Here is a 26,999-nt window from a genome sequence, read left to right as displayed (position 1 = left end):
ACATGCTGCCATCACCGCCCGGTTTCGGCACCGCGAAAAGCCCCCGCGTCTGCGCTGGCCAGACGAATGCCGGTGGTCGCCTCCAGTCGGACCCGGCCACGACCGACACGCCTGAGCCGCAGCGGCATTTCCCGCTCGTCCAGCCGCCTGCGCAAAAGCAGCAGTCGCGTTTCAAGATTATCCTTGAAATCCGGCAGTTTCAGATCCTGCATCCGGCGCAGTTCCATATTTGTGAACTCCGTGCGCCCTGATCGCAGAAGCTCCTGCGCCATGACGATCAGCAGCCGCCCGGCCACCCCCCGCGTTACATAATGCCCATTCAGAAAAACGCTGTCGTCATGGCTGTGATGCGTCAGGATCACCGGCGCGCCCGGCTGCGCATGTTCGGCCGCCGCAAGTTGAGGTTCGGCCAGGGCTTCCGCCTCGCCCGGCTGATCTGCCGCCGACAGCGCCGCTGCGACCTGAAATGCGATGATCTTCGCGGCGCCGACCGCCTCGGCGCTGAACGCAAGGCGCTGGCGGCTTTCGGCGAACAGAACGCCGATCAGGCTGTTGTGCCAGATCAGGGGGATTGCGATCTGGCTTTGCGCCTCGGGCAAAGCGGGCAGCGGGATTGCGTCATCCCCCGGCGCACAGGCCGCGCGGACGGCACCAACCATGCGCTTGCTGCGGCTGAGATCGTTCAGCCGCACCGCACAGCGGGTTGCTGCGGCAATGCGGATCAAACCCGGCTGTGGCCCGACTTCGGCGCCGACACCGGATTGGGCATAACCATGACTGGCGAGTGCGGCCAGACTTTCGCTTTGTGCGTCGGCGATGAACAGGATGGCCGCTCCACAACCGAGCACCCCGCAAGTGCCCTCAAGGGTCGCATCAAGGATCTGTTCAACCTCTGTCACAGAGGCGATCCTTTCGGCCACCTGCGCAACTGCGGCAAGGTTCGGCACGGGGCGCGGCGCGGCGCGAGGCAGCACCGGCCCGGGAATGGGCCGCACCCCCTGCACCGTGAACACGTCAACAGCGCGCAGGCGCATGATCTCGTTCAACCCGAACACTGCGAAATCGGCGTCAAGCTGTGCCTTGAGCCCGTCGAACAGCGGGCCGTGGTCCAGCCTTGCGTCAAAGACGGCAGCCAGCTCGAATTGCGCGCCGGTCATCCCATCGACAACCAGAAGCGCTGCGCGCGGGTTCGCCTGCAGATTGACAGCGGTTTTGCCGAAAAACTGGTTCGACAACCCGACCTGCCTGTCATCAAGCCGCAACACCTGCGACAGATAGGCGATATTCGGCAACCCGTCCGGGCCAACCGTCGCTACAAGGGATGGAATGACCCCCTCGAAACAGGCCTCTGGCAAATGCCCGACGGTCATGTTGCGATGGCCTCGCCTGCGCGCGGCCCCGGCGTCTGTACAAAAACAAGGCTGGGTCGGAGCCGCACAATCTGCAGATCCTCCACACAGAACCACTGGGCCGACACGTCCGGCGGCACACCAAGTGCTGCAAGCCTGTCACGCATCCCGGCGACATAGCCCTGCGCCAGCGCCATTTCATCGGCACCGGCACCGGCAACTGTCGCCTGTCCCTTGATCTGATAGGTCACATAGTCTGCCGGGCTTGAAAACGTCACGGCTAACGCCCCATTCGCAGCGAGATTTTCAACCGCGTTCCGCCACTGGGTGGCCGAAATCAACAGGTCAATGGTCGCCCCGCCTTCACCGACGCGTGCGCCCACACTGCGGGCAATGCTGGCCTGACCTGTCCAGTCGACCGTCGCAAGGCCGATCATCACCTGCCCGGAAATGAACGTGGCGATGGTGTCGTCAATCCTCATGCGCCGACCTCGATCCCGGAAAAGTAGGAAAATCTTAGCATCATTCCGCGCACCTTTAGCAACTACTTAGGAAGCCGGATCTTCTGCCACGGCGTAGAAATGCCCGAGATTTCAAGGAGCAGAACCCTTCATGCCACACATGCAGAACCTCGGCGCGGGGGATGACCGCCGCGTTGCCATCATCGGCGCGGGTCCGGCCGGGCTGGTCGCCGCACGCTGGCTGAAACAGGCCGGATTCACACCCGTCATCTTCGAAGCCGCCGCTGCCCTTGGCGGCCAGTGGAACACGGACGCGACGGGCAGCGGCACCTGGACCGGGATGCGCACCAATACCAGCCGCATCATGACCGCCTTTTCCGATCTCGATCATCTGCCCGAGGTGGCCAGCTATGCGCGGCAGGATCAGATGCAGGCCTATCTTGTACGCTATGCGGATCACCATGGCCTGCTTGCGCATCTGCGGTTGAACCATCCCGTCCAGCGGCTGGAGCGGTGTTCCGCAGGTGGTTGGACGATTGTGACGGCAGCCCCCGATCCGCAAGAATATGGCTTTACGCGGGTCATCATCGCAACAGGCCGCCATCGCGCGCCCATGCTTCCCGATCTGCCCGGACTGGAACGCTTTTCTGGCAGGTTCGGGGCGCAGCATGCGGCCAGCTACACCGGATCGGCCGCTTTCCGTGATGCGCGCGTGCTTGTTGCGGGCTGTTCGATCAGCGCGCTGGAAATCGCGGCCGATCTGGCAACCGGCGGGGCGGCCAGTGTCATCGCCAGCTATCGTCGGCAGCGTTATATCCTGCCGAAGCTGGTTGCCGGTGTGCCGACGGATCATGTGATGTTCAACCGTGCCGCCGCACTGGCCAGCGAGGCTCTGCCCTTCCCTGCGATGATGGAAGGATTGAAGGCCAAGGTTCTGGGCATCGCAGGCAACCCGGCGCAGTTTGGCGCGCGGCACCCCGATCCCGATATCGCCGTCGCCGGGATTGCACAGTCGCAAGGCTTCTTGCCCGCCGTGGCCGAGGGGCGCATCGCCGTGCGCCCGTGGATCGACCATATCGAAGACCAGAAGGTCATCTTCACCGATGGCACAGAGGCCGAGGTGGATGCAATCCTTCTGGGCACGGGTTACCGCATCGCCCTGCCATTTTGCGCCCCCGCGATCGCAGACGCCCTTGGCCTTGCAGCCGACGGCCACGGGACGGCACTGCGGCTTGCCGCACAGACCTTCCATCCCGATCTGGAGGGGCTCGCCTTCCTCGGGCTTTATGATCTGGTAGGCCCTTACTTTCCGGTGCTGGAACTTCAGGCGCGCTGGATCGCCCAATGTTTTGCCACCAGCGGGCAACACCCGTCCCGCGTCGAACTGGCCGAGGCGCTGTCAGGTTGGACGCCCGAGGCAGCAGGCATGGCCCAGCCGATGCACATTGCGGCGATCGACTTTGCCCGTCGCCTGCAGGCAGAGCCGGATCTGGCAGCCTTCCCCGCGCTGAAACGTGCCTTGGTCTTCGGACCTTTGTCGCCTGCCTCGTTCCGGCTTTGCGGCCCGGCTGCGCTGCCGGATGCCCCGGCGCGCATACTGGCGGCGGCGGCCAGCTTTGGTGCAATGCCGGATCAGAACTGCACCGCCGAAGAGGCTGCATTTCTGAACATGATCCTTGGGGCGCAGGATGGCCCTGATCTGAAAATCGTCAATGGCTGATTTCGGCCTGCCCCCTCACCCTGTCAGAGAGTTCGTCATGACCCGCCCCCTTCTTGCCTTCACCTGCAGCCTTGCCCTTGTGGCATCATCGGTTCCTGCCACGGCAACGCCGCAAACCGATGCCCTTGCCCGCGGCGCCTATCTTGTGCGGATCATGGCCTGCGCGGATTGCCACAGCCCGCGCGGCGCCGATGGTGCACCCATGCCCGAGAAAGGGCTAAGCGGCGGTTCAATTGGCTTCGACATCCCCGGGCTCGGCATTTTCTGGGGGCCGAACCTGACACCGGATGCCACGGGTATCGGCGCCTGGACTGACGCAGAGGTGACCGACGCTTTGCGCCGTGGGATCCGCCCCGATGGCCGGATACTGGCCCCGGCGATGCCCTGGCCCGCCTATGCCGCGCTGAGCGATGACGATGCCCGCGCGATCGTGGCCTTTCTGCGTGCTCAACCCGCCGTGGCACATTCCGTACCCGACCCCGCGCCAGACGCGGCCCATGCGGTTGCACCCTACTTTACCGTGGCCTTTCCAGAGTAAAGATGAGCCGCCGTTCCCAGTTGATCGCTTGCGGCGCTGCCGAAATCGAGACGTGATCATCGGCCGCGATTCCGGTATCCGCCGTACAGGTCGGCATGGTGCGCTCTGTCGGCCTATGCAACGGTATGACTTGTCTTGCTGGACCAGACACCCCATGTTGATGGGACGACGCTTGGTTCGGCATTGAGAACGTTCTGCCAGATCTGGCTTGCCTGACATCCCGAAATTGCTGGCCCCTTGCGAGGATTGGTTGCAATTGCCGGTTTCTGCCGAACAACCCCGTCCACCTTGCGACCTGCAGGGGACACATTTCTACATCCGCGGTCAAACGCCGGAAAACAAAGGATATTCTCGTGGCGAAGGAAAACAAGCGCGGTAACCGCGAAACGAAGAAGCCCAAGCAAGTAAAGGCTGCGCCCGTCGCAGCCACGCTTTTCGAAAAAGGATCTCTTGCCGCTACGGTCGCGCCGAAGAAAAAGAAATAATTCCGCCGTCGGCAAGTTGTCGGTCGCGCCTTTGGTGCGGGCGCTGGCCGCAATGGCAGGAATGACAGTCCCTCAGCCGGGGCGCATCGCTTCGGCGCACCTTCACTCATGGGCCGATACCGCACGCGTCCGGGCAGCGCTTCTCAGTGCCGAAAGACCTGAAAGAAACGCCATGAAGCTGGCCGCGCACAATCCATCGCACCGCAGGCGCGCAAGATGTCGGCAGGGTGCGCGCAGGAAATGCTTGTTGCGCCGGAAGGCTGGCGAAGCAAGAGACTGTGGTGGATCCGCTGATCTTGGAACGAGCATCCCGCTTTGCAGGCTCAGGGACTGCACGCCAGGATCAAGGCCGCCCTGTGCACAAGCCGCGCTCTTAAGGCTGGCACAAGAAACGGGGCCAAGCGTCATGGCGGCGACAGCAGGGCATCCATCGCCTCTCGCGCCGCTTGGCTCTCTGACGCAATGCGCGCCGCCGCAGACAGTGTGACATTTTCAGTATCGGCCCTGGTGGCATCTTGGGAAACCGCAAAGGATGCAGCGGTTTTCCAGGCGCCATTGTCTTGTGCCGCAACGCCCTGCCAATGCTGCGACAACCTTGTGGCTTGTGCAATGGCCCCCATATCGCCCGTTTGTTTTAGTGACACTGCAGCAGCCGGGAAGTCGCCGAGTTGCATTTGAGCCTCGGCCCTTATCTTCGTGGCTTCTGGGCTGGAAATCCCGGCCAGATGACGCAGTGCGCTCAATGCATTCCTGCCTGCCAGTGCGATCCGCGCAAAAAGTAAACGCTCTTGTTCCGTTCTGCTTCCAGATTCAGGTGCTACAGCCGAAAGCCACAAAGCCGCCTCTTCACCAAAGCCCAATCTGACCAGACGCTCTGCGAACCGGATCCCGGTTTCACGCGAAACCTCTGGTCGAGGCCCCGCCTGTCCAAGCACCGCAAATTCCAACACCGCCGTGTCAGGGCCGGTTTCTGCAAGCAATGACCAAACCTCGGCCCGCGCCTCAGGCGCACGCTCGGCATCTTTCATTGCGGCCCCAAAATCACCATTCAACGCCTCGGCAAGAATCAAGGCGTGGAGCAGCCGCAGCTCAAGATCCAGCCCGCTGTGCTGTTGCACCAAGGCAGACAGATCCGAGATGATCGCGGGAGAAACTGCGCTCTTCTGTGCCGCAGCAAGTTCAACATGGGCTATCAACGCCTCCGGTTCGAGCGCCCCCCGTTCACCGGCAATTGCCAGCAGCTTTTTCTGCGCCTTGGCCGTCTCTCCCCCGCGCATAAGCAGTTCCGCATCTATCAGGGCAGCCCCCGTCACGCCCTGCGGCGACACGCGGTCTGCCGCATCGCTTATTCGCCGGGCAGCTTCGAGATCTCCTTGCTCCAGCAACCGTTCGCCAAGCGGCAATACGAGGGACCGGCGTAACCAAGGCGGCAAGACGGAAAATGCGCGGACGATCGCCGCAGCGTTGATCCTTTCTGACGGTCGCAAATGTGGTCGCGCCAAGACGGACCACATTGCAGCGGCAGTATCACAATTCTCCATACCGCCGAACGTATCCGCAGGATCGTGCTCTCCATCGACAAGTGCGCCAAGAGACATCAAAAGTGGCGCTGAAGTCATTTCCGGCGCAAATTGTGCAATGAGTTGTCGCGCCTCCAGGCCGAAGCCAAGAGACAGATAGCTCTGCGCCGCCTTTTCAACGGCGCCGACATCCGGCTTGTCGAACTCTTTGAGCAAACCCTCGCGCAGACCCGCAATCTCTACCTGCGGGCTTTCTGATCGAGTCCAATCCTGCATCGCAAGCTGCGCGTCCTCGATGCATATGTCAGACTGCGCTGGCATGGGCGCGATCCCACCCCCCTGATGCGGGTCGAAGCCGATGTCGTCGCCGATGCGAATCTGTCCCGTCATCTGCCCGGCCCCGTCGAAGCCAGAAGCTGCAATTGGTTTCATGTCGACAAGGCCGCGCGCGGCACCCAAACTCAGTTCCCGCAAAAGCGACTCGCGCATCATGCTTGTTTGCAGCGCAGCGGCAGGCCCTTCGGCTGCAGCGCCCGGCTTTACCATCGGCTGCGCGTCCGACCAGCCGTAAGCCATTTCAGAACCATGATTTTCCGGAACACTGTCCTCCAGAGCAGTTTCAAACCCGGAGCCATCGGCGGGCGTGCCATCTTTCAAGTCAATCACAAAGATTCCAGGCCGGAACTCGAAGAATTCGGCATGGCATGCACAACTTGCCGTCACAGTCAGGCGGCTTTCACCTGCAGATGCCACTGCGCCGATCCGTGTTTTCGGGATTCGGGTGAATACATGTTCAAGATCGAAGACGATCCCGGCTCGATCAAGACGCAACTCGTATCCATCTTCTGACCGGCCGAACTTCCAACGCGTCGGCTCTGCCAATGTGATCACAAGGCGCGAAAATCCTGCATGCTCCCCTGATCGCACTTTGGCAATTTCTGCCCAGGCAAGCCCCGGCGCAAAAAGCACTACTGCAAGCAGAAGCGCCCGAAGCATCATGCGGCCTCCGGCTTTAACGCGCGCAACGCCTCATCAAGATCGGAAAAACTGGGACGAACGCTATGAGGGGTATTCTGTCGCCCAACCTCGATACAAATGTTGGCGGGGTGATTGTGCAAGTTTGCCACCAGAACCTCTCGGATAAGCTGATAGAAATGCGCATCCTCCTCGACCACCGCCTTCATGCGCGTGGCAAAGGGACCAACGATCCCATAGGCGAGAAACACACCCAGAAAGGTGCCCACAAGCGCGCCGCCAATCATCTTTCCCAGAACCTCGGGGGGTTGATCAATGGCTCCCATAGTCTTGATCACGCCCAAAACGGCAGCCACGATCCCCAAGGCGGGAAGCCCGTCGGCAACAGTCTGCAACGCGTGGCTCGGGTGCATCGCATGGTGCTGCGCCGTCTCCATCCGCTTGTCGAGCACCTCCTCCACCTGATGCGGATCGTCATAGTTCATCGAGGCCGCGCGCAGGGTGTCGCAGATCAGATCGACCGCGTCATGGTCGTTCTGAATCTTGGGATAGCGCGCGAAGATCGCGGAATCGTTCGGCTTTTCGATATGTTCCTCAAGCGCGACGGGGTTGGACCGTGCGACCTTGATCAGTTCGAACAGCAGGCACAGCAAATCACGATAGTCCACCGGTTTCCACTTCGCCCCTTTGAAGACTTTGCCGATGTCCTTCACGGCATGTTTGACCTCGCTCAAGTCATTCGACAGCAGGAAAGCGCCCACCGCCGCCCCCCCGATCATTGCCATCTCGTAAGGCAGCGATTTCAGGATGATCCCGAGCTTGCCGCCCGCCATGACATAGCCGCCAAAGACCATCACAAAGATCACGACGATTCCGATAAGCCCGAACATTGTGGTCTCCTGCCTCTGCCATCCGCCCCCACCCTCGCAGGCGTTTCTTAAGATTCCCTCACTCCTTTGGCGCCAAAGCATTCCGCCCCGCCAGAAGGACGCTGATCATATAGGCCTTGTCCGGCGCCATGCCCGACAGCACGGCCGCTGCGGATTCGGGCCGCATCCGGCCCAGGAAACCGGCGGCAAACTGCGCGTCCATCTTCTCGAATACGGCGGCGGCGTCCTTGGGTTTCATCGCCTGATAAACCTCGGTCAACTGCGCGAGGTCGCCTTCGGCCGCACCATCCGCTATCGCAAGCGTGGCGCGCAGTTTTTCCTCGGCCTCCCTGAGCTTTGCAAGCCGCGATTCGATCACCTTGTCGGCCAGTGCCAGTGCTGCCAGACGCTCTTCGACCGCCGTTTCCTGCGTGCGCACCCGCGCCTCGCGCGCGGACAGGGCTTCGGCAAGGGCAAGAGGAGGTTGCGGGCAGACAAGCGGGGCAGACCCTGCCTCGGTCTTGCTGCCTTCGGCCGCGATCGCCTGGCCGATATTCGCGCCGAGTCGCAGGGCCGCGCTGGCAAGCAAGAGCACAGAGAGCAGGAAAAGTGTCCCCCGTCCGGCACGTTTGCGCCCGATCTTCATTCGGCCGCCTCCAGATCATCACGCAGCGTGCGGCGGCGGACAAAGCGGATGCGCCGGTCTCCCATATCCGGCTCCGGCTCCCGCTTCGGTTCCGGCAGATCGTGCATGGTGGCGAGCAGTACCTCCAGCCGGGCGGCAACCGTCTCTGCACGCACCGTCAGCGACTCGAGTGTTGCCGCCGAAGCGGAGGCCGTTCCGCGCGCCTTTTCCAGCGCGCGGGTCAGGTCATCCACCTGCGCCGAAAGCACGGCAATCGCCCCGCCCATTCCTGATTCAAGGGTTGAAAACCGTTTGAGACGCGCCGCGAGGACGTAGCAGTAAACCGCGACACCGACGGTGCCCGCGATCATGAGAATATTGGCGATCAGATCCATCCGCAGCCTCCGTCAGTTCATCAGAAATTCGGTGATCAGAAGATCACGCACCCGGCCTTCGCCGGTCACGACCTGGATTCGCCGCAGAATCTGCGCCCTGATCCGCACCAGGGCCGCGGGATCCTGCAACTGCGCGATCTCGACCGCCCTGAGATAGCTGTTCAGCACATCCAGAATACGCGGCATCATCGCCGTCACCTCACCGGCATGAGCCGGAGACACCTCCAGATTCGCGACAAGGCGCAGGTTCTGGTTTCGCCCTGCGGGGCCAAGTTGCACAACCACCGGCTCGATCGGCACGAAGGCCACGGCGGGCAGCGGCTGTGCAGTGGCCGCATCACTGTGCTGGGCCGTTTCATGACCGAAAATCAGTCCCTTGTAGGTCGCAAAGAACCCGACACCCCCAAGAACGAGGGCAAGCCCCCCGCCAATCAGCACCGGCATCCTGGATTTCTTTTTCGGCGCCGCATCCTGCGGCTGGGCAGCTTCTGCCATGGTGACCTCCGGCAACTCTCTGACGAAATCTATAGCCGGAAGGTCACTAACCGATTGTTAAGCCCCATCCGCCAAGACTGGGCCCAGACGGGGAGAATCCCTGAATCGGAGGCGTGCCGTGAAAAATCTCGTTTCGCTCTGGGCCAAGCTCGATCTGCGTCGGCGGATCATTGTGATTGGCACCACTTTGGCGATGTTTGTGGCCGTATTCGGCCTGTCGCGCCTGGCGAGCGCGCAGGATATGGCACTGCTTTACGCGGGGCTTGAAAGCGCTGCGGCTGGTGAGGTGATTGCCGCGCTGGACCAGAGGGGAGTTGCTTATGAGGTGAAAGGCGACTCGATTCTGGTTGACGCCTCGGCACGCGATAGCATCCGCATGGCGCTTGCGACCGAAGGCCTGCCCGCCACCGGGCCAAGCGGGTATGAGCTTCTGGATGGCCTGTCCGGCTTCGGCACCACCTCGCAAATGTTCGACGCCGCCTATTGGCGCGCGAAAGAGGGGGAGCTGGCGCGCACCATCCTTTCAAATCCGGGAATCAAGGCTGCCCGGGTCCACATCGCCCATGCCCCGGCGCAGCCGTTCCGCCAGGATAACCAGGCGACGGCCTCTGTCACCGTGACCTCGGCGGCGGGAACTCTGCCAAAAGCCCAGGTCAGGGCGCTGCAACATCTGGTCGCCGCAGCCGTCACCGGCCTGCAACCTGCAGATGTTTCAGTGATCGATTCGGTGGGCGGACTGATCTCGGAAGCCGACGACGCCGATCTTTCGAATATCGCGGGGGCGGATCGGGCAGCGGAACTACGCCGCAATGTGGAACGTCTGCTGGAAGCGCGCGTCGGCGCGGGACATGCCGTTGTCGAGGTGAGTGTCGATCTTGTGACAGACCGGGAACAGATCACCGAACGCATCTTCGACCCCCAGGGTCGGGTGGCCATCAGCTCGGAAACGCAGCAGAAATCCGGCACGTCGCGGGATGGCGAGTCGGATGTTACCGTCGCCTCTAATCTGCCGGAAGGCGATGCAGCGGCGGGTAATACCCGGCAAAGCCAGAACAGCGAAACGCGCGAGCGGGTGAATTTCGAAGTGTCGGAAACACAGCGCGAAGTGCTGCGCGCACCGGGCAGCGTTCGGCGTCTGAGCGTTGCGGTTCTGGTGGACGGAGTTGAGAAAACCGCGCCAGACGGCACGGTGACATGGGAAGCGCGGCCTGAGGAAGAGCTGGTCGTGCTGCGCGAACTGGTCGGATCTGCCGTGGGCTTCGATGCGGCGCGGGGGGATGTGCTGACGCTGAAATCGCTGCCCTTCGAGCCGGTGGGGGCGGAAGGCACATTGGCCGAGGTGGGAATTTTTTCGGAGCTTGGCCAGATCGACGTAATGTCGGTGATCCAGATGGCCGTTCTCGCGCTCGTGACGCTTGTGCTGGGCCTGTTTGTGCTGCGCCCGATTCTGGCAGGCAGCGGGCGCAGTGCCGCAATCGGCCAGGATAGGGCGCCGCTTGCCCTGCCCCCGGCCCTGATGGACGAAGCTGACCCAAGCGGAATCCGTGTGGTCAGCGGAGAGATTCAGGACATCGGCGATCTGCCTGACATGCCGTTTGTCACAACCGATGGCTTTGCGGTTGCGGAGGACCCGATGAACCGGCTGCGCCGCCTGATCGAAGAACGGCAGGCGGAATCGGTCGAAATCCTGCGCGGCTGGCTTGAAGCGGAAGAGGAGCCGGCGTGATGGCGGGGCTGAAGCTTGAAGTCTTTGCAACCGGCGCCACACCGACCGCGGATGTCGTGGTGACGGATCAGGCCGCAATGGAAGACGCCCGCCTGCACGCCTACGAACAAGGGTATACCGCCGGTTGGGAAGATGCCACCGCAGCCCAAGTAAAAGAGCAGGCGCAGTTGCGCGCGGATGCCACCCGAAACATCCAGGCGCTCGGCTTCACCTTTCAAGAGGCACAGGCGCATGTTCTCAAGGCGCTGGCCCCCCTGCTGCAAGAAGTTGTCGGACATCTCTTGCCTGAACTGGCCCGTGAATCGCTAGGCCCGACGGTACTGGAAAGCCTGATGCCGCTGGCTGAGGAAATGGCTGAAACGCCGGTCACACTGGTGCTGAATCCCGTCGCGCGCCCGGCGATCGAGGCCTTGCTGGAACAGGCCACCGGGCTGCCCATAGCCATCGTGGAAGAGCCGACGCTGAGCGAGGGTCAAGTTTACCTGCGCCTTGGCGACAGCGAAACGCATATCGACCTTGACCGCGCCACAGCACAGATCACTGCCGCAGTGCGCGGCTTTTTCGGTATTACAGAGTAGGAAGCCCGCCCATGGACGATATTTCGGATACGCCGTTCAGCCACGTCCCGATCGAGATCACCATCTCCGTCGGCAAGGCCCGTCCGCAGGTCAAGGATCTGCTGAAACTGCAGCGCGATGCGGTGCTGGCGCTGGACCGGCGGGTGGATGACCCGGTGGAGCTTTACGTCGGCGACCGGCTGATCGCGCGCGGCGAATTGCAGGAACTGGAGGGCGATCAGGCGGGTCAGCTTGCCGTGCGCCTGACCGAGGTTGCCAATCTGCGCGGAGGTCTGTAATGCGGCTTCTGGCGCTCGCCGCTCTGGCGGGTCTTTGGCTGGCCGGGCCGGTTGCGGCGCAGGATCTGGGTCTTGATCTGGGGGACAGCGGCGCACTCGGCGCACGGTCGATCCAGTTGATCGCCCTGATCACGGTGCTGAGCATCGTGCCCGGCCTTGCCATCATGGTGACCTGCTTTCCATTCATCGTCACGGTGCTGTCGATCCTGCGGCAGGCCATCGGGCTGCAGCAGGCCCCACCGAACATGCTGATCGTCAGCCTGGCGATATTTTTGACCTGGTTCGTCATGGACCCGGTGCTGACGGCAGCCTGGGACAAGGGCGCCGGGCCGCTGAGCCGCGGCGAAATCGCGCTGACCGAGGCCATTCCCCTGACACTGGCGCCGTTTCGGGCGTTCATGGCAGGCCGCGTTGACCCCGACAGCTTTGCCGCGCTGCAAGCCCTGCGCCCGGGCGAGACGAGCACGCCACCCGACGCGCCGCTTTCGCTGCTCGTACCCTCGTTCCTGCTGTCAGAAATCCAGCGCGCCTTTGAAATCGGCTTTCTGATCTTCCTGCCTTTCCTGATCATAGATCTGGTCGTAGCGGCCATTCTGATGTCGATGGGGATGATGATGGTGCCCCCTTCCGTCGTGTCCTTGCCATTCAAACTGGCGTTCTTCGTCGTCGCAGACGGCTGGAGCCTGATTTCCGGCGCCTTGGTCAGAAGTTACGTCTGACGCCCCCCTGTCGCACAAGCGGCACTGAAATGATGGCTGCGAAGCAGGGGGCGCACGATCCGCAAGCCGGTTCAGTGCCCTTGCACGTGGCGTGCCAAGGGCACTCTGTCGGTGACAGGCGTTTGGATTGACCTATAATGAGGTGACTTTCATAGCGTGAAAGGGGCCAGCGGATGTGCCGCATCCTTGCCAGCGACGACCCGTCCTGCCACGAACGCCAGACCCGCTCGATCCGGATGAACGGTCAAAGCACGTCGATCCGGCTGGAGCGGGCCTTCTGGGATATTCTTGATGCCATGGCCCTCCACCAAGGCTACACCACACCACAGCTTCTTTCAGAGCTGCAAACCGAAATTCTGGAACTCAGGGGAGAGGTGAACAACTTTACTTCGCTTTTAAGATGTACCTGCCTGCGCAGTCAAAGCCTGCTTGGGCAAATCCCGCAACAGGTAGTAAAGTGATACCACCCGGGATCCGAAGTCCGGCTATAGTCTTCGGGATCGAATCAAGATGCCATGGGGCGTTGTGCCAGTGTGACGGTTGGTGTTTGAAGCGCGTTCACCTGTGTCCTGCACACCTTGTGAATCGGAGGAAAAGAGACTGCTATTTGCCCAACTGATCGGGGAGGATCGGAAGAGGCACTTCAAAAGGGCGCAGCAGACAGCCCGGAAACGACATCAGGACATCGGGGAGGATGACTATGGTCGATATCATTTCAAGAAAAGATGGTCCGCGCCGCGAAGATGCTGCGGCGAAACGGCTGATCGAAAACAACCGCGCCACCATCACCCATCTGGCGGACCGGCTGACTCAGGGGGGATACAGCGCCGGAATAGCTGCCAAACGGGCCGCCGCAGCCCCGCCGCCCCTGTCCGGTCGCCTGATCCATGATCTTGCCCCCGGCGACCGGCGCCGCGCTGAGGGCGGCAAACCGCAGATCAAGATCAGCCTGAATGACCGCGTTGTGGCCTATGATGGGGATTCAGGCCGCCAGTTGCACCTGCTGGGCATGATCCGCCACGAGGCACAAACGCGGTATTTTGCCTTGGCCACCAAGGAAAACGGCTTCATTTCGGCGCTGCCTGACGATGTTCTTGCACCCTTGGCGGAGTTGGATGGCCAGATCATCGACAAGGCCTGCCCGGAGTCCCTGCTGGCCGAAGAAATCGCCGAACGTCTGGGATACGCCTGAAGGGCACCCGCAGGCTTTCACGCGGCACCTGCTTGGGCGTAGGCTAGGCATCGGTACCGTGACAATCTTCGGTTGCACATCAAACTTCAGCCTGGGCCTGGGGCCCGAAAGCCAGAATAGATGCCTCGGATGACAGAAACGATCTCAGAGTATTGCGCGCCGGTCGGCCTGCCAGACACTTGGTTCGACCAGCGCACAACCATGCGTGCATGGGAGGATCTGCTCACCTATCGTGATCTGGAACGCACCCGCTCGTCGGGTATTCGTCACGAGATTCTCGAATCCTGGAGCCGCAGTCTGGAGCTGGGGATCGACGCGCTTGCGGATTTCGCCCCGCTCGACATCACCGAAGAACGGCTCGCCCAGGCCCGGCAGGACAGCGCCGCGTTGCGTGCGGCATCGCATATGCCGTTTTCCAAGATCGGCCCACTTTTGGTGGATGCCGATGCCCTGCTGATCCTGACGGATGCCAATGGCCTTATCCTCGACCAGATCGGCGACTGCCGGACGCGGGATGCCGCAGAGGCCATTCACCTGATTCAGGGCGGCACCTGGGATGAGGCAGCGATCGGCACCAATGGCATCGGCACGGCGCTACGTTCGGCCCAGCCAGTCGTTGTGCACGCGTCAGAGCATTTCTGTCAGGGAATTAAAGCCTGGACATGTGCGGCTGCACCGATCCGCGATCCGGTGGATCAGCGGGTTCTGGGCGCGGTGGATCTGTCCGGCCCGCCCGGAATTTTCAGGCCACACAACCTTGCCCTCGCTGCCGCCGTGGCGCGCGAGATCGAGATCGCACTGGCAGAGCGGCATGAGGTGGAACGAGGTCGCCTGCTGGAGGCCTTTCTGGATACTGACAGCGCCCGCATGAAGAATGACAGTGTCATCATCCTCGACCGGATTGGCCGGGTCATGTACCACCGCCCCGCCCCGGCGGCGCGCAGCGCCTGCGATTTCCAGATCGGGCGACAGTTGCTGACCCTGTCGGACAAGATGAGCGATGGCGACATCCTCAAGGCAATGCCGCCGCATATGCGGCCAACCGGCGTGAACCGGCTGTTGCTGGACGGTCGGTTCAGCGGCGCCGTGCTGACTCTGCCGGGCAAGACACATGTCGCAGCCACGACGCCCCCAACCCCGGCGCGGATCGAACCCCGCGCCGGTACCGGAGAAGAAGCCCTCCTGATGATCGGCAATGCACCGAAGTTTCTGGAGGCGATGGCGCTGGCCCGGCGTGCGGCGGCGGCAGGCGCGCCCGTGCTGATTCAGGGGGAAACCGGGGTCGGGAAAGAGCTGTTCGCGCGGCTTGTCCACGCCGAGGCCGGGCGCAAACCGGGTTCGCCTTTCGTAACGGTGAATTGCGGCGCAATTTCCGCCGATCTGTTCGGGTCAGAATTGTTCGGCCATATCGCCGGGGCCTTTACCGGCGCCTCGCGCGAGGGCAAGCCGGGCAAGTTTGAACTGGCGGATGGCGGCGTGCTGTGCCTGGACGAGATCGGGGAAATGCCGCTGGATCTGCAGCCTTATCTGCTGCGCGTTCTGGAACAGCGGGCGATCTACCGCGTCGGCTGTTCGCGCAGGCGGCCTGTCGATGTGCAACTCGTCGCCATGACCAACCGCGATCTGGGCTGTGAGGTGGAGACCGGGCGCTTTCGTCGCGATCTGTTCTATCGCATCGGCACGGTGACGATTGAAGTGCCGCCGCTGCGCGAGCGGATCTGCGATATTCCCCTGTTGGCCGATCACTACAACCAGCGCGTTGCAACGCGACTGCGCCGCGAGCCTTTGGTCCTGGATGCGGCCGCGATGGATTGCCTGATGGCCTATCGCTGGCCCGGCAATGTGCGCGAACTCCGTAACCTGTTTGAACGGTTGCATCTGATGGTGACGGATGGGCGCGTGACACGTGATGATCTGTCCGCACCGATGCGCGCCCAGCCCGAACCGACGCCCAGCGCCCAGATGGCCGAGGCCGATCCGGTCAGCCTGACCGATATGGAATGTCAGGCGATCAAACGGGCACTGGCCAGCGAAGGTGGCAACATGACCCGCGTTGCAGCCGCGCTCGGCATTTCGCGGCCGACACTGTATCGCAAGCTGAAGCTGTACGGCATCCGCCGCGTGTATGAATAGGCGCAAGCCTGTGGGCAGACAGAAACAGCCCCCCGGATCAGCCGGGGGGCGGTTGTGAGCTGATCAGGATCGCGGCTGTTATGGCACGATCACACCGCGCCCGGTGAAGCGGCGGTTCTTGAAATCGTCGATGGCGGTGTTGATGTCGTCCAGCTTGTACTGGGTGTAGTGCATCGTCACCTTGCCGTCGGCATTCAGTTCCATCAGTTCAACCAATTCGGTGTAGTCGCCCACCAGGCTGCCGCCGATCTTGATCTCGTTCGCCACCAGATCCAGCGTCGGCACCTGAATCGTGCCACCATAGCCGACCACGATCACCTCACCACCCTTGCGCAGCAGGCGCCAGCAGATGTTTTCCACCCCCAACTCGCCCACAAAGTCGATGACGACATGGGCGCCGCCGCCGGTGATCGACTTCAACTCTTCGATCAGGTCAGGCCCGCCATCCAGCACGAAATCGGCGCCCAGCTGTTTGGCCAGCAGCCGCGCACCCGGCTCGCGGTCAATGGCGATGGTGCGGCAGCCCGACATTTCGCGCAGCACCTGCAGCGCGATGTGGCCCAACCCGCCGACCCCCAGCACCGCGCAATAGCTGCCGGGGGGCAGCATCTTGGCCGCTCGTTTGGCGGCGCGATAGGCGGTGATCCCGGCATCCGCCATCGGGGCCACATCCAGCGGCGCGATATTGGTGTTCAGCTTGATCAGCGAGCGTTCGTTGGTCAGGAAATATTCGGCAAAGCCACCATTCAGGCCAAGGCCGGGGAACTGGCTGTGCTCGCAATGCATGTCATGGCCGTGGTGGCAGTTCAGGCAGATGCCGCAGGTGCGCAGCGGGTGGCAGATCACCGCATCGCCAGGCTTGACCGAGGTCACAGCGCTGCCCACATCCTCCACCCAGCCCGCGTTTTCGTGTCCCATGACATAGGGCAGCAGCGCGCCATGCGGGTCCATGATGCCCTGCCACACACCTTCGATGATATGCAGATCGGTGCGGCACAGACCCGCAGCGCCGACCTTGACGATCACCTCGTCCGGTTTGGTGATGGTGGGGGATGGAATATCCTCGATCCGCAGTTTCACGTTCATGGCGGGATCGTATTCGTAAAGTCTCGCGGCCTTCATGGGGCACTCCTTTGTTGTTGGCGGAGATTGCGATGGGAAAGGGGGCCGCCTGTCGGCCCCCGCTGGTCAGGGGCGGCCCAGCCGTTCGGCCCCGCCGCCAAGGGCGGCACCGGCCGTCGGATCGACATATTCCTCGCTATGGCCGATCAGCGTTTCGGTGGTCAGGATCAGCGCCGCGACCGAGGCCGCATTGGCCAGCGCCGAACAGGTGACCCGCACGGGATCGACGATCCCCGCCTCGATCATGTTGCAGAAGGTGCCCGTCGCGGCATCAAAGCCATGACCCTCGCCCGAGCGGATCACCTCGGCGATGACCGAATTCGGGTCGCAGCCCGCGTTGATCGCTATCCGCGCCAAGGGGCGCGTCAGCACCGAACGGACGAGTTCAACCCCAGCCGCCACATCGCCGGTCAGCCCCGCCGACAGCGGGCCAAGCAGCGGCACCACATGGGCCAGCGCCGAACCACCGCCGGGCACCACGCCTTCCTCGACTGCGGCACGGATCGCGTGCAGCGAATCCTCGATCAACTGGATTTTGCGCTTCTGTTCAACCGGGGTCAGGCCGCCGGCATGGATCACCGCCGTGCCGCCCGAAAGCTTGGCCAGACGCTCGCGCAGCTTGTCCTGTTCGATATTCGGCGGGGCGATGTCGTATTGGCGCTGCACCTGCGCGCGCCGGGCAGAAATGGCCCCCGGATCGCCCTCGCCCTTGATGACAGTGGTCTGGTTGGCCGAAGACCGCACCTGCCGCGCCGCGCCAAGCTGTGCGCGCGTCACGTTTTCCAGCTTGCGGCCCAGATCGCGGGCCAGCACCTCGCCCCCCGTCAGGATCGCCAGATCATCCATCTGCGCCTTGCGCCAATGGCCATATTCCGGCGGATGCACGATCAGGTATTTGCCGGGCGGGGCCGCTTCCAGCAGGGTCACCACCACTTCGGGTGCAACCTCTTCAGCGACGATCAGCAGCGGGCGGCCTTCGGCATCTGCGATACCCCGCGCGGTATCCAGCGCCGAGGGGTGCAGGATCTTCTGGTCGGTCAGCAGGATCAGAGGGCGCTCCAGATGCACCTCCATCTCGTCCTGATGGGTGACCATGTGATGCGACAGATAACCCCGCTCGAAGGACATGCCTTCGACCACTTCCAGATGCGTTTCGACCGTGACGGAAAACTCCGCCGCGATGATGCCGTCCTTGCCCACCCGCTCATGCGCCTCGGCGACAATGGCGCCCAGCCGCGGATCGGTGGCGGCGATATTGGCCACGGCGGCCAAGATGCGCGGATTGCCCGCAGCGGGCACGGCGCTGGCCTTCAGCGCAGTCACCACCGCTTCGACCGCCAGTTCGATGCCGCGACACAGATCCACCGCCCGTGCGCCGCGTTCGGCCTGCACGACCCCCTGCTGGATCATCGCATTGGCCAGCACGATCGCTGTGGTGGTGCCGTCGCCTGCAACCTCATTGGTCTGCATCGACACTTCGCGCACCACCTGCGCACCCATGTTTTCAAAGCGGTCGGGCAGTTCGATCTCGGTGGCGATGGACACCCCGTCGCGGGTGACAAGCGGTGTGCCCACAGGCCGGTCGATCATCGCATTCATGCCCTTGGGGCCCAGCGTGGGTTCGACGGCAGCAGCCAGACGGGCGACGCCCCGCGCCAGGGCGCGGCGGGCTTCGGCGCTGTGAAGAAGCATATTCGGCATGGTATCCTCCCTGTACCGGCGGCAGATGCCCCGGCCTTCTTGTCGTAATGGTGGGTTTCGCGCGTGCCTCAGCCCTGCGGCGCGCGGTGGGGGGCGGGCGGCACCCGCCCCAGAATGAAGTCGATCAGTTCCGGCTCGCCCGAGCTGAGATCGACCTCCTTATAGCGTGAAGCCTGAAGCCCACGGCACAGCGCGCCATTGAACTCCATGTTGATGCGCACCGACCTCAGGCTCGCCAGATGATCGGCCAGCCCCTCGGCCACGATGCGCTCGCCCTGCCAGGTGACAAAAACCGGATCTTCGGGCAGGCAGGCAAGCCCTTCCTCGATCAGGATTTCGCGGTAGCGCGGCTTTTGCGCGGCAGCTTCGGGCGCGCGGATCAGGCCCAGCGTATCGTAATCCTGCAACGTCATTGCGGTGATGCGGGCGGGCGTCATGCCCACCGCCTTCAGCGCCAGAAGCACCGCTTCCTGCCGCCGCTGAAACGCCTTTTCGCGGAATTTCTCGCGCACTTCGCTCAGGTTGCTGCCATCGGTCAGATCGGCAAACACAGCCTCGAAATTGCGTGCACCGTTCACGCCTTCATTCACCTGATCGGCAAAGCAGTGGTCCTGCAACCGCACCGTTGCCCGTTGCACCCAAGGCAAAGACAGGGCGGCACGGCGGATACCGTCGGCCATCAGAAAGGCGAAATTCGGTGAACACCAATAGGTCGGCAGGCGAAAGTCGATCTCCACCTCGGACCCGGCCACAATGTCCAGCCGTTCGACAAAGCCCATATCGGTGATCGGCTCGTCCAGCTCGGGGTCGGTGACGGCGGAAAGCCGCCGCCACACGTCCCGTGCCAATGCGCCGCGAATTTGCACGGCCATGGCGCTTACTCCGCTGCGATGCGGACGGGGCTTTGCGCAAGCTCTGCGCGCTTGGCCGCCACGTCGATGCCGTAAAGCCGCGCCGCGTTCAGACCGAGGATCTTTTCCTTGATCTCATCGGTCAGCTGCACGCCGCGCTCTGCCGCGATGTCTTCGGGAAGCTGGAAGTTCCAGAACTTTTCGACCAGCCATTTCGGCGTCCAGATCGCATAATCCGACCCGAACAGGATCTTGTCCGGCCCGATCCAGAACAGCAGTTCGGCAATCACCTCGGCAAAGTAGCGCGGGCGGGTGTGGATGAAGGGCAGCGCCACGGCCAGCCCGCCATAGACGTTGGTTTCCTGCGTGGCGATCCAGCAGAAATCATCCAGACGCGGCAGGCCGCAATGTTCGACGATCCAGTTCAGGTTCTGGAAATCGGTCGCGGCGCCATCCACATCCTCGACGCTGAAAGCGTCTTTCGACAGCGGGATGATGGTCGGACCCTTGTGGACATGGATGTTCTTGATGCCCAGCTTCTCGCACAGCTCGAAGCAGCGATAGGCATCGGGGTCGGTCAGCTTCCAGCCCTTGGACGCGCCGTTCCATTCGGCGGTGTACATCTTCACCCCCTGAATGTCGTAGGTTTCCTTCATGTAGTGGATGTATTCCAACGCCTTTTCCCCATCGCGCGGATCGAAGGATCCGTTGACGATGAAGCGCCCCGGATGCCGCTTGGCCATCTGGGTGGACCGTTCGATGCAACCGAAGCCGTTCTTGTAGAAATCCTTCAGCACGGTGGTCTGGATGATCGCCATGTCATCGGGGCCGTTCACGAACAGATCGCGGTAGATGTCATCCTCCGAATACTTCTCGAAACGCGACTTCTCCCACAGCTCTTCCTTGGGGCTGAGGTTGGTGTGATAGGCATAGAAGCATTCCACGAATTGCTTGCCATGCACATTCGCCTGATTGGCCGGGCTGCCGTCCCAGAAATGGGTATGGCAATCCAGCACGAAGACTTCCTTGCCGTCGGGGGTCTTGTACATCTCTCTCTCCCTTGTCGCGCGGGCCATGCCTGCCCGTGATGGTTCAGACGGAAGGGCGGGCCGCGCCGGGTGCGGCCCGCCGGACGGTCAGATGTATTCGAACACTTCGTCCATGTTGCCGAACAGGATCACGGTGTTGTCGTCGATCCGCACCATCCGGCCATAGTGGGTGGAGGTGTTCACCTCGAAGATCTCGGCGGTCATCTCGCGGCCCAGATATTCGCTGATGTCATCCATCTTGAAGATCAGCTTGCCTTCGCCGTCGATGCGGATGGTGGCGGGGTTGTAGGTCACCGTCACCTTCGGATCCTGATCCATGTATTCGGCGATGGCGCGGGCCTCGACCGAGTCATTCATGGTGACGCCGCATTCATGCGAGATCTCGCGGCTGCTCAGGTCGATGTCCTTCATCGACTTGAAGATGTTGCTTTTCGTGCTGTCACGCGCTGTGGTGGACATTCTGAGTTCCTTTCAACGGCTCAGGCCGAGTTCGCCAAGGATCCGACCCACGCGCTCTTGCGAGACGGCACGGGCATCCGCGAAGGACACGGGCTTGGAATGGGGTTGCGACCAGATGGGTTGCAGGGCAGTGGCGGCCTTGTCGGCCAGATCGCCATGCTTCTTGATCCACGCCTGGAACAGGCCGCGGTTGTGGCTTCCATGTTCCGCGTCGTTCACCAGCAGATACATCAGGTCGATGGTGTTCGCGAGATTGCGCTCGTAATCAGCCTCGGCCGCAGAAATCACCGGCGGGGTGATGAAATCGCCATTGGCCGCCGCCGCCTGCATGAAGAAGCCCGAGCGGATGAGTTCGCCCACCATCGGTTCGAAGATGAGGTTGATGGCGAAGTACTGTTCCAGATAGTCCTCGGCGCCCATGATCGCCTCGATGGCGTGACGGGTTCCCTGCCAGATCGGGTCTTCCAGCCAGGCGCGTTTGCCGGCCTCGTCATCCCAGCCTTCGATGTCCATGCCGATTTCGGCCAGATACAGCGTGATGTCCTGCGCCAGCCGCATCTTGTAGGAAGAATTGGTCAGCGTGGCGTTGTTGATCATCTGGGTGTAGCCATAGCGCTGCGCCTGCATGAGCGAGGTGCCGAGGCCGAATTCCGCATGTTTCCACGCGCCCAGATGCACCTGCAGGATGCGCTGCCACGCCTTGTCGAACACCAGATGCGCGCCAGCCTTGCGGGCATTGTTGATGACCGACTGCACCATGTTTTCGATCTTGGCCTGACGCTGGTAATGGGTGCGTTCCCATTCCTGATCCGGCGCCCGGAAGGCGTGCCAGTTCGACGACAGCGCGCGGGTATTGTCCTTGGTATAGGCGCCCTTGCCGTTGCCGAAGCTGATGATCCAGTCCTGGATCAGATAGCGTTCGGGATCGGGCTGCACATCCACCGTGACATCTTCGTAATGGGTGGCCCGTTTGCCGCGCGGTTCGAAGTAGTTGTATTTGCGGCTGGTCGATCCGGCGAAGATCGCGGCGCCGGCGGCACCCGACCTGACCGGGGTGGCAGTTGCTGTCATGGTCTCTCTCCCTGTGTTGTAGTCCGCTTCCCGGACGAGCGATCGGGCCGCCTTAATGGCCCGATGAACCGGACGTCGTGGTGAAACGGTCGAAGAAAATCCGCTCGCTGTCGAAATCGAGCATGAAAAGCGTGGGCTGCAGCGCGTCGATCATCGGCGGCGGGCCGCAGGCATACACATCCCCCTGCCCGGCGATACCCAGCGCCTTCAGGCGACGCGAAACCGCCTCGTGAACGAAGCCACGCTCGCCGGTCCACCCCGAGTCTTCCGGCGCATGGGACAGGACCGGGATGAAGGTGATTTCGGGATGGGCGTCAGTGATGGCCGCGATCTCGTCCAGCAGGAACAGGTCGCTTTCACTGCGCGCGCCATAGAAGAACAGAACGTCGCGCTGTTCACCGCTGGCCACATGATCCTGCAGGATCGACCAGACCGGCGACATGCCGGACCCGGCACCGACCAGGATCACCGGCCCTTGCCGGTCTTCCCGCCGGAAGCACATCCCGAAGGGCCCGTTGACCCGGACGGAGGCTCCGGCGCGGATTCCGCCGCTGTCGAGCTCGTTGGAGAATTTTCCGTCGGGGTACTTTTTGATGATGAAGGAGAGCTTTTGGGTTTCGCTCGGCGGATTTGCCATGGAGAACGAACGCGTGATCGTCTCCCCTTCTTCCGTGGTAACTGTGATATCGACATACTGGCCCGCCCAGAATTTCAGCGGAGCGTCCAGCTCGATCTGCACGCCGCGAATGTCATGCGTCAGCTTTTGGAAATCGGTGATCCGGCCTGCGAATTCCTTGACGGGGATCGACTTCGACAGAACCTCTTCATCATAGTTCAAGAGGTCGATCGTCAGGTTGTCATAGGGCAGCGCCCGGCACATCAGAATCTGCCCGCCGTCGCGATCACTTTCGTTGAGCGCGAAGGTGGAATATTTCAGCATCTCCACCTCGCCGTCGATCAGCACGCATTTGCAGGCCGAACACTGACCCTCCTTGCAGCCATGCGGCAGCGAGATGCCCTGGCGGAACGCGGCATCGAGAACGGTCTCGTTCTCGTTCACCTCGAATTCCACGCCGACAGGCTCCAGCCTTACGTTGTAAACCTCGCCCATTCTGTCCGGCCTCCCTTGCCGTCAGTCCGGCGACCGCGCGGGCCGCCCCTTCGTCATGTGGTTGGGGATGCGGGGGCCGAACCGGCCGGCCCCCGCCCCTGCGTCAGTTGCAGGGATTGATGGTGAAGCCGCGGCGGTATTCGGCCAGATGCGCTTCGCGCGCCTCGGGCGACATTTCGCGCAGCAGGGTCAGCGGCGACATCAGGGTGTGGCCGCGCACGTCGTCGAGCGTCCACATGTCCTTGTTATCGAAGCGCAGGTGCGGTTGCGGGACCAGCGTCTTGCCGTCTTCACGGACAAAGTTCAGATCCTTGATCGCATCGGCCAGATCCCAGCCGTGATACAGGGTTTCCCATTCACGCTTGCCCGAGAACTTGCCCATCGCCGGGGTCGGACGGCCCTGATACTCGCTCGAGAAGGCCTCGACGGCGGTCCAGCGGTCCAGCTCATGGGCGAAGGTGTGCACCTGACCGTCGATCGTGTCGGTCACGATGTCTTCGCGGATGAGGCAGGGCACAAGGCACGACCAGCAGCGATGCGGATAGACGTAGCCGACTTCCTCGTTGAAGGTGATGACCTTCTGACCCGGCTTCGACAGTTTCGCATACCATTTCCAGAACTCGCCGAATTCGGCATACCAGCCCGGATACTTGTGCTCGAACCATTCGAAGTCCTTGTCGGTCTGGGCTTCGATCCGCCAGAAGTTCACCGGCCAGCCCACGGCAAAGAACTGGGCCACCTTGTGGACGTAGTTCTTCTTGGTGATGCGGTTCCAGGCTTCCTGCACGTCGTCGTGGTGCACCTTGATGCCGTATTTTTCCAGCGGCAGCATGTAGGTGCGGTAGTAGTCTTCAAAGATCCAGCGGTGCCACATTTCCGCGTAGGATTCCTTTTCCTTGTCGCGGTTGGTGGTGCCGTATTCGATCAGCGTGCCGATGGCGGCATCGACGATGGCGTGGTTCTGCCAGAACGCATAACGCAGGTCGCGTTCCAGAAGCAGGTGGTTTTCCGGCTCTTTCAGCGCGGCCATCAGCAGCGAGTGGCCGTTGCCGATGTGGCGGCTTTCATCCGACTGCACCGACAGGAACACGGTGGGCAGCGCATAGTCGCCGTTGCGGGCGGCTTCGGACGGCATGGCCACGAACAGCGTGTTGGTGAAGGCGGTTTCGGCAACCACGGTCAGATACATGCAGGCAGAGGTCATCACGTCGCCGGTGATGAAGCCTTCGCCGAACTGACGGCCGATGGTGGTGGCATAGCACTTGCCGAACGCTTCTTCGGTAATGTCGAAGCCCGCCGGGTCGATGTAGTTTTCCATGTACCACTTCTTCAGGTTCATCTGAATGGTGGAGTGGCGGAATTCATCGACCATCTGCATGGTGAAGCCGGTGCGCAGGTCTTCGCCGGGGGCGATGCGCGCCACCATGGCCATCGAGCGCGCCGCCGAGATTTCCGGGAACGGAATGATCGCCAGGAACAGCTTCATCCATTCCACCCAGCGCGGCTGCACGTTGCGGAACATGTCGCCGCGCAGCGCGGCGTCGAGTGCGCCGTAAACCCGGTTGTCCTTTTCTTCCTGCATCGGGAAGTAGGAGCGCAGAACCTGTTTCATCGGGTCGCGCGGGGCCTTGTTGATCTTGTAATCGGTCGGGAAGGTTGCCGCTTCCTGAACATAGGTCGGGTTCCAGCCGAGGTCCGAAATCTTCTTCGTAGCCTCACCAACGGAAATACCGCGCTGGGACGTGATCTTGTTGAGCGTCAAAGACGTCATGCCATGAGCCTCCTTGAGTTGGACGACAAGGGCGGTTGCCCGATGCCGGTGGGCGGAATGGAGCCACCCGGGGATGGGCCGGCAGCCACAGGGGCGGGCCGGGTCTGCGGTTCACGGCAAAGGTTCCGGGGGGAAAAGAGCGAAAATCCCGCAGCCGACCGGCACGCTTCTGGCGTTGCGGCGGTTATGGTCGCCCTCATGTCTCCTCCCATCCTTCGTTCTTGCGCCTGCCCTGCATCGGAGCCCGGCTTCTTCTGTCAGGGATACAAGCAGAGGCGATGCCAACGGGCCGGTTGGCCGTGCAAATAATGCGGGGCCATGGGGCAAATCTTCATCAACCCATTGAAATTGAAGGAATCAAAAAATATGCGCCTGAAACGCGGCTTTCCGGCTGCAGCGAAGATGGCAAACCGGTCAGGTGTTGCGATGTGTTACAGCTGTAACGCGTCTCAGGTGTAAAACCGTGCAGAGTTGAGACAATTGGTGCCTGTTCGGTCTGATACGGCCATCCCGGCTGCGATTCGCCGCGCCGGACCATTGCCGCACCGCGACAAATTGGCGCGGCAACGCGGCATGTAATCCTTGGCAACAGGTGTAACGGACCAGCGTTAAATAACGTTACATCTGTTTCACATGTTTTCATATTTCATATTGAAAATCAGCAAGTTATGAAATTTTCGCCGTTTCTTTGGGCGCGTTTGGGATGGTAGGATGACATCAGTCCGGCATTGGTCCGGTCAGGCAAGCCGAAGGGCCGCGCAATGTCAGATCCCATTCCCCTTTCCCTGCAGGACTCGCGCAAGATCGCGCAGGACGTCGTGGCGCGCGCGCCGCAGGATCTGGTATTCACCATGCGGTTTCTGGGCCAGAGCCAGGAGCTTTTGCACAGCCATTTCCGCGCCTTTCTGGAGCGTGCCCTTGCCGAGGCGGGAGTGACGGTGGCAGAGCATCCGCTGCTGCCGTTCTTCATCGACAGCCACGCGGTTGAATTGCGGGATTTCGTCTTTACCGGCGTATCCTTGGCGCGGCAGTTCCGCCTGCCAGAGATTGAAACCCTGACCGGCGACGCGGAAACCATGCTGCGCGTCGATATCTGGGATGCGCTGGCCAATCATATCGACATGGCCGAAGCGCGGTTTTCCGAAGGGATCACCCGCGTCGTCACCCTTTTGATGGAGGCCGAGGGCCAGATCAGGGGCAACACATGACAGGCTCAGTGCATCCCACCGCCCAGCGCCGCGCCGGGCAACAGCCCCCAGATCGCCGAGATATCCTCGCGCATCTGACGATGAGCGGTCGCCAGCAACCCATCGCGGGTGGCTGCGGGCAGGGCGTCAAGTGCCGCCTGAAGGGCAGCGCCGTGTTCGGGCGCGGGGTCGGTGGCCGCGCGCAATGCGGCGCGCGTCGCGGCATGATCGGCGCCCAGCGCAGCCTCGGCGGCCTGCGCCAATGCAGCAAAAAGACGGGCTTCGGGGGCGGCGATCATCGCGGTCTGCTCCGGTCTGTCGGGAATGGAGGGCAGAATGACGGCGCCTAGGGATGAAAAGCAAGCCCTTCTGACAGAGCAATTCGCCACAACCGCTGCGCTGTCGGCCCTGACTGGCGAGTATCACCGCCTGTTGCAGCGTTGTGCCGCCGCCGGATTCGCCCGGCAGATGCTGGAACAGGGCGATGCCGAAGCGCTGGCCGAAGCGGCGGAAACCGAAGCGCAGGCGCGCAGCATCGCCGAAGCCTGCCACCAGCGGATCGAAGACATGGAACAGCGGCTGAACGCGCTTTCGCGCGAAATCGCCGCCTTGCGTTGAA

General features: G+C 62.3%; 28 protein-coding genes. 12 read left to right on the top strand and 16 right to left on the bottom strand.

The window, feature by feature from the left end; translation table 11 throughout:
* Positions 1 to 11: 11 nt before the first annotated feature.
* Both BMX43_RS01925 and BMX43_RS01920 read right to left on the bottom strand, forming a co-directional pair.
* Complete coding sequence (locus tag BMX43_RS01925; RefSeq protein ID WP_091295986.1) at positions 12 to 1,370, bottom strand: GAF domain-containing protein; 1,359 nt, start codon at positions 1,368 to 1,370, stop codon at positions 12 to 14.
* Positions 1,367 to 1,831, bottom strand: coding sequence for a pyridoxamine 5'-phosphate oxidase family protein (locus BMX43_RS01920; protein ID WP_091295983.1), 465 nt, complete (start codon positions 1,829 to 1,831; stop codon positions 1,367 to 1,369). The genes BMX43_RS01925 and BMX43_RS01920 overlap by 4 nt, the downstream gene beginning before the upstream one ends.
* Positions 1,832 to 1,961: 130 nt before the next feature.
* On the opposite strand from BMX43_RS01920, the gene BMX43_RS01915 reads away from it, so the two are divergent.
* The 3 genes from BMX43_RS01915 to BMX43_RS20340 all read left to right on the top strand — a co-directional run bounded on the left by BMX43_RS01915 (position 1,962) and on the right by BMX43_RS20340 (position 4,553).
* A complete protein-coding gene (locus tag BMX43_RS01915) occupies positions 1,962 to 3,530 on the top strand; it encodes a flavin-containing monooxygenase (RefSeq protein ID WP_217643922.1) in 1,569 nt (522 codons plus the stop codon).
* A gap of 37 nt (positions 3,531 to 3,567) precedes the next feature.
* Positions 3,568 to 4,068 (top strand): c-type cytochrome, encoded by a 501-nt coding sequence (locus BMX43_RS01910; RefSeq protein WP_175481995.1) that lies wholly within the window; start codon positions 3,568 to 3,570, stop codon positions 4,066 to 4,068.
* 353 nt (positions 4,069 to 4,421) lie between these two features.
* Complete coding sequence (locus BMX43_RS20340; RefSeq protein WP_091295974.1) at positions 4,422 to 4,553, top strand: hypothetical protein; 132 nt, start codon at positions 4,422 to 4,424, stop codon at positions 4,551 to 4,553.
* Between the two features lie 404 nt (positions 4,554 to 4,957).
* Here the strand turns inward: BMX43_RS20340 and BMX43_RS01900 are convergent, their stop codons facing one another.
* The 5 genes from BMX43_RS01900 to BMX43_RS01875 are packed head-to-tail and all read right to left on the bottom strand — an operon-like array spanning position 4,958 to position 9,447.
* Positions 4,958 to 7,072: a tetratricopeptide repeat protein gene (locus BMX43_RS01900; RefSeq protein ID WP_139201505.1), complete on the bottom strand. Its 2,115-nt coding sequence runs from the start codon at positions 7,070 to 7,072 to the stop codon at positions 4,958 to 4,960.
* The gene (gene motA / locus BMX43_RS01890) at positions 7,069 to 7,938 is read right to left on the bottom strand and encodes a flagellar motor stator protein MotA (RefSeq protein WP_091295962.1); all 870 of its coding nucleotides are present in this window, start codon (positions 7,936 to 7,938) and stop codon (positions 7,069 to 7,071) included. Before motA ends, BMX43_RS01900 begins: the two co-directional genes overlap by 4 nt.
* A gap of 58 nt (positions 7,939 to 7,996) precedes the next feature.
* A complete protein-coding gene (locus BMX43_RS01885; protein WP_091295959.1) occupies positions 7,997 to 8,563 on the bottom strand; it encodes a MotE family protein in 567 nt (188 codons plus the stop codon).
* Entirely contained in the window at positions 8,560 to 8,937 is a 378-nt protein-coding gene (locus tag BMX43_RS01880; protein WP_091295956.1) for a hypothetical protein, read from the bottom strand. Before BMX43_RS01880 ends, BMX43_RS01885 begins: the two co-directional genes overlap by 4 nt.
* 12 nt (positions 8,938 to 8,949) lie before the next feature.
* Positions 8,950 to 9,447, bottom strand: a complete 498-nt coding sequence (locus BMX43_RS01875; RefSeq protein ID WP_425431765.1) for a flagellar basal body-associated FliL family protein — start codon at positions 9,445 to 9,447, stop codon at positions 8,950 to 8,952.
* A gap of 103 nt (positions 9,448 to 9,550) precedes the next feature.
* Between BMX43_RS01875 and fliF the strand changes: the two genes are divergently transcribed.
* From fliF to BMX43_RS01840, 7 genes are all read left to right on the top strand, one after another.
* Positions 9,551 to 11,158: a flagellar basal-body MS-ring/collar protein FliF gene (gene fliF, locus BMX43_RS01870; RefSeq protein ID WP_091295952.1), complete on the top strand. Its 1,608-nt coding sequence runs from the start codon at positions 9,551 to 9,553 to the stop codon at positions 11,156 to 11,158.
* A complete protein-coding gene (locus tag BMX43_RS01865; RefSeq protein ID WP_091295949.1) occupies positions 11,158 to 11,736 on the top strand; it encodes a FliH/SctL family protein in 579 nt (192 codons plus the stop codon). The genes fliF and BMX43_RS01865 overlap by 1 nt, the downstream gene beginning before the upstream one ends.
* An 11-nt stretch (positions 11,737 to 11,747) precedes the next feature.
* On the top strand, positions 11,748 to 12,014 hold the full coding sequence (locus tag BMX43_RS01860; RefSeq protein ID WP_091295946.1) for a FliM/FliN family flagellar motor switch protein: 267 nt from the start codon (positions 11,748 to 11,750) through the stop codon (positions 12,012 to 12,014).
* Positions 12,014 to 12,733: a flagellar type III secretion system pore protein FliP gene (gene fliP, locus BMX43_RS01855; RefSeq protein WP_091295943.1), complete on the top strand. Its 720-nt coding sequence runs from the start codon at positions 12,014 to 12,016 to the stop codon at positions 12,731 to 12,733. The genes BMX43_RS01860 and fliP overlap by 1 nt, the downstream gene beginning before the upstream one ends.
* 173 nt (positions 12,734 to 12,906) lie before the next feature.
* Entirely contained in the window at positions 12,907 to 13,194 is a 288-nt protein-coding gene (locus BMX43_RS01850) for a ribbon-helix-helix domain-containing protein (protein WP_091295940.1), read from the top strand.
* Positions 13,195 to 13,433: 239 nt separating this feature from the next.
* Positions 13,434 to 13,925: a hypothetical protein gene (locus tag BMX43_RS01845; protein WP_091295937.1), complete on the top strand. Its 492-nt coding sequence runs from the start codon at positions 13,434 to 13,436 to the stop codon at positions 13,923 to 13,925.
* A gap of 129 nt (positions 13,926 to 14,054) precedes the next feature.
* Positions 14,055 to 16,058 carry a sigma-54-dependent Fis family transcriptional regulator gene (locus BMX43_RS01840; protein ID WP_217643921.1) on the top strand — a complete coding sequence of 668 codons (2,004 nt, stop codon included), beginning with the start codon at positions 14,055 to 14,057 and terminating at the stop codon, positions 16,056 to 16,058.
* Between the two features lie 78 nt (positions 16,059 to 16,136).
* Here BMX43_RS01840 and BMX43_RS01835 read toward each other — a convergent pair whose 3' ends face one another.
* The 8 genes from BMX43_RS01835 to BMX43_RS01800 form a co-directional block, all read right to left on the bottom strand.
* Complete coding sequence (locus tag BMX43_RS01835; RefSeq protein ID WP_091295933.1) at positions 16,137 to 17,180, bottom strand: NAD(P)-dependent alcohol dehydrogenase; 1,044 nt, start codon at positions 17,178 to 17,180, stop codon at positions 16,137 to 16,139.
* Positions 17,181 to 17,246: 66 nt separating this feature from the next.
* Entirely contained in the window at positions 17,247 to 18,881 is a 1,635-nt protein-coding gene (gene groEL, locus BMX43_RS01830) for a molecular chaperone GroEL (protein ID WP_091295930.1), read from the bottom strand.
* 68 nt (positions 18,882 to 18,949) lie between these two features.
* On the bottom strand, positions 18,950 to 19,753 hold the full coding sequence (locus BMX43_RS01825; protein ID WP_091295926.1) for an iron-sulfur cluster assembly protein: 804 nt from the start codon (positions 19,751 to 19,753) through the stop codon (positions 18,950 to 18,952).
* A gap of 5 nt (positions 19,754 to 19,758) precedes the next feature.
* Entirely contained in the window at positions 19,759 to 20,781 is a 1,023-nt protein-coding gene (locus tag BMX43_RS01820) for an amidohydrolase family protein (protein ID WP_091295923.1), read from the bottom strand.
* 87 nt (positions 20,782 to 20,868) lie between these two features.
* The gene (locus BMX43_RS01815; protein ID WP_091295921.1) at positions 20,869 to 21,240 is read right to left on the bottom strand and encodes an MmoB/DmpM family protein; all 372 of its coding nucleotides are present in this window, start codon (positions 21,238 to 21,240) and stop codon (positions 20,869 to 20,871) included.
* A gap of 12 nt (positions 21,241 to 21,252) precedes the next feature.
* Positions 21,253 to 22,311 (bottom strand): aromatic/alkene monooxygenase hydroxylase subunit beta, encoded by a 1,059-nt coding sequence (locus BMX43_RS01810; protein ID WP_091295918.1) that lies wholly within the window; start codon positions 22,309 to 22,311, stop codon positions 21,253 to 21,255.
* Between the two features lie 52 nt (positions 22,312 to 22,363).
* On the bottom strand, positions 22,364 to 23,422 hold the full coding sequence (locus BMX43_RS01805; RefSeq protein WP_091295915.1) for an NADH:ubiquinone reductase (Na(+)-transporting) subunit F: 1,059 nt from the start codon (positions 23,420 to 23,422) through the stop codon (positions 22,364 to 22,366).
* A 103-nt stretch (positions 23,423 to 23,525) separates the two neighbouring features.
* Positions 23,526 to 25,193, bottom strand: coding sequence for an aromatic/alkene/methane monooxygenase hydroxylase/oxygenase subunit alpha (locus BMX43_RS01800; RefSeq protein ID WP_091295912.1), 1,668 nt, complete (start codon positions 25,191 to 25,193; stop codon positions 23,526 to 23,528).
* A gap of 761 nt (positions 25,194 to 25,954) precedes the next feature.
* On the opposite strand from BMX43_RS01800, the gene BMX43_RS01795 reads away from it, so the two are divergent.
* Positions 25,955 to 26,401 (top strand): hypothetical protein, encoded by a 447-nt coding sequence (locus BMX43_RS01795; protein ID WP_091295909.1) that lies wholly within the window; start codon positions 25,955 to 25,957, stop codon positions 26,399 to 26,401.
* Positions 26,402 to 26,406: 5 nt separating this feature from the next.
* On the opposite strand, the gene BMX43_RS01790 is transcribed toward BMX43_RS01795, so the two are convergent.
* The gene (locus tag BMX43_RS01790; RefSeq protein ID WP_091295906.1) at positions 26,407 to 26,679 is read right to left on the bottom strand and encodes a hypothetical protein; all 273 of its coding nucleotides are present in this window, start codon (positions 26,677 to 26,679) and stop codon (positions 26,407 to 26,409) included.
* Between the two features lie 37 nt (positions 26,680 to 26,716).
* On the opposite strand from BMX43_RS01790, the gene BMX43_RS01785 reads away from it, so the two are divergent.
* Positions 26,717 to 26,998: a hypothetical protein gene (locus tag BMX43_RS01785; RefSeq protein ID WP_091295903.1), complete on the top strand. Its 282-nt coding sequence runs from the start codon at positions 26,717 to 26,719 to the stop codon at positions 26,996 to 26,998.
* The last annotated feature ends 1 nt before the right edge of the window (position 26,999 follow it).

This window comes from Gemmobacter aquatilis, assembly GCF_900110025.1.
In the GTDB taxonomy this organism is placed as follows: Bacteria; Pseudomonadota; Alphaproteobacteria; order Rhodobacterales; family Rhodobacteraceae; genus Gemmobacter; species Gemmobacter aquatilis.
The sequence above is the reverse complement of the archived record's forward strand: the minus strand, read 5'-3'. Positions and strand labels throughout refer to the sequence as shown.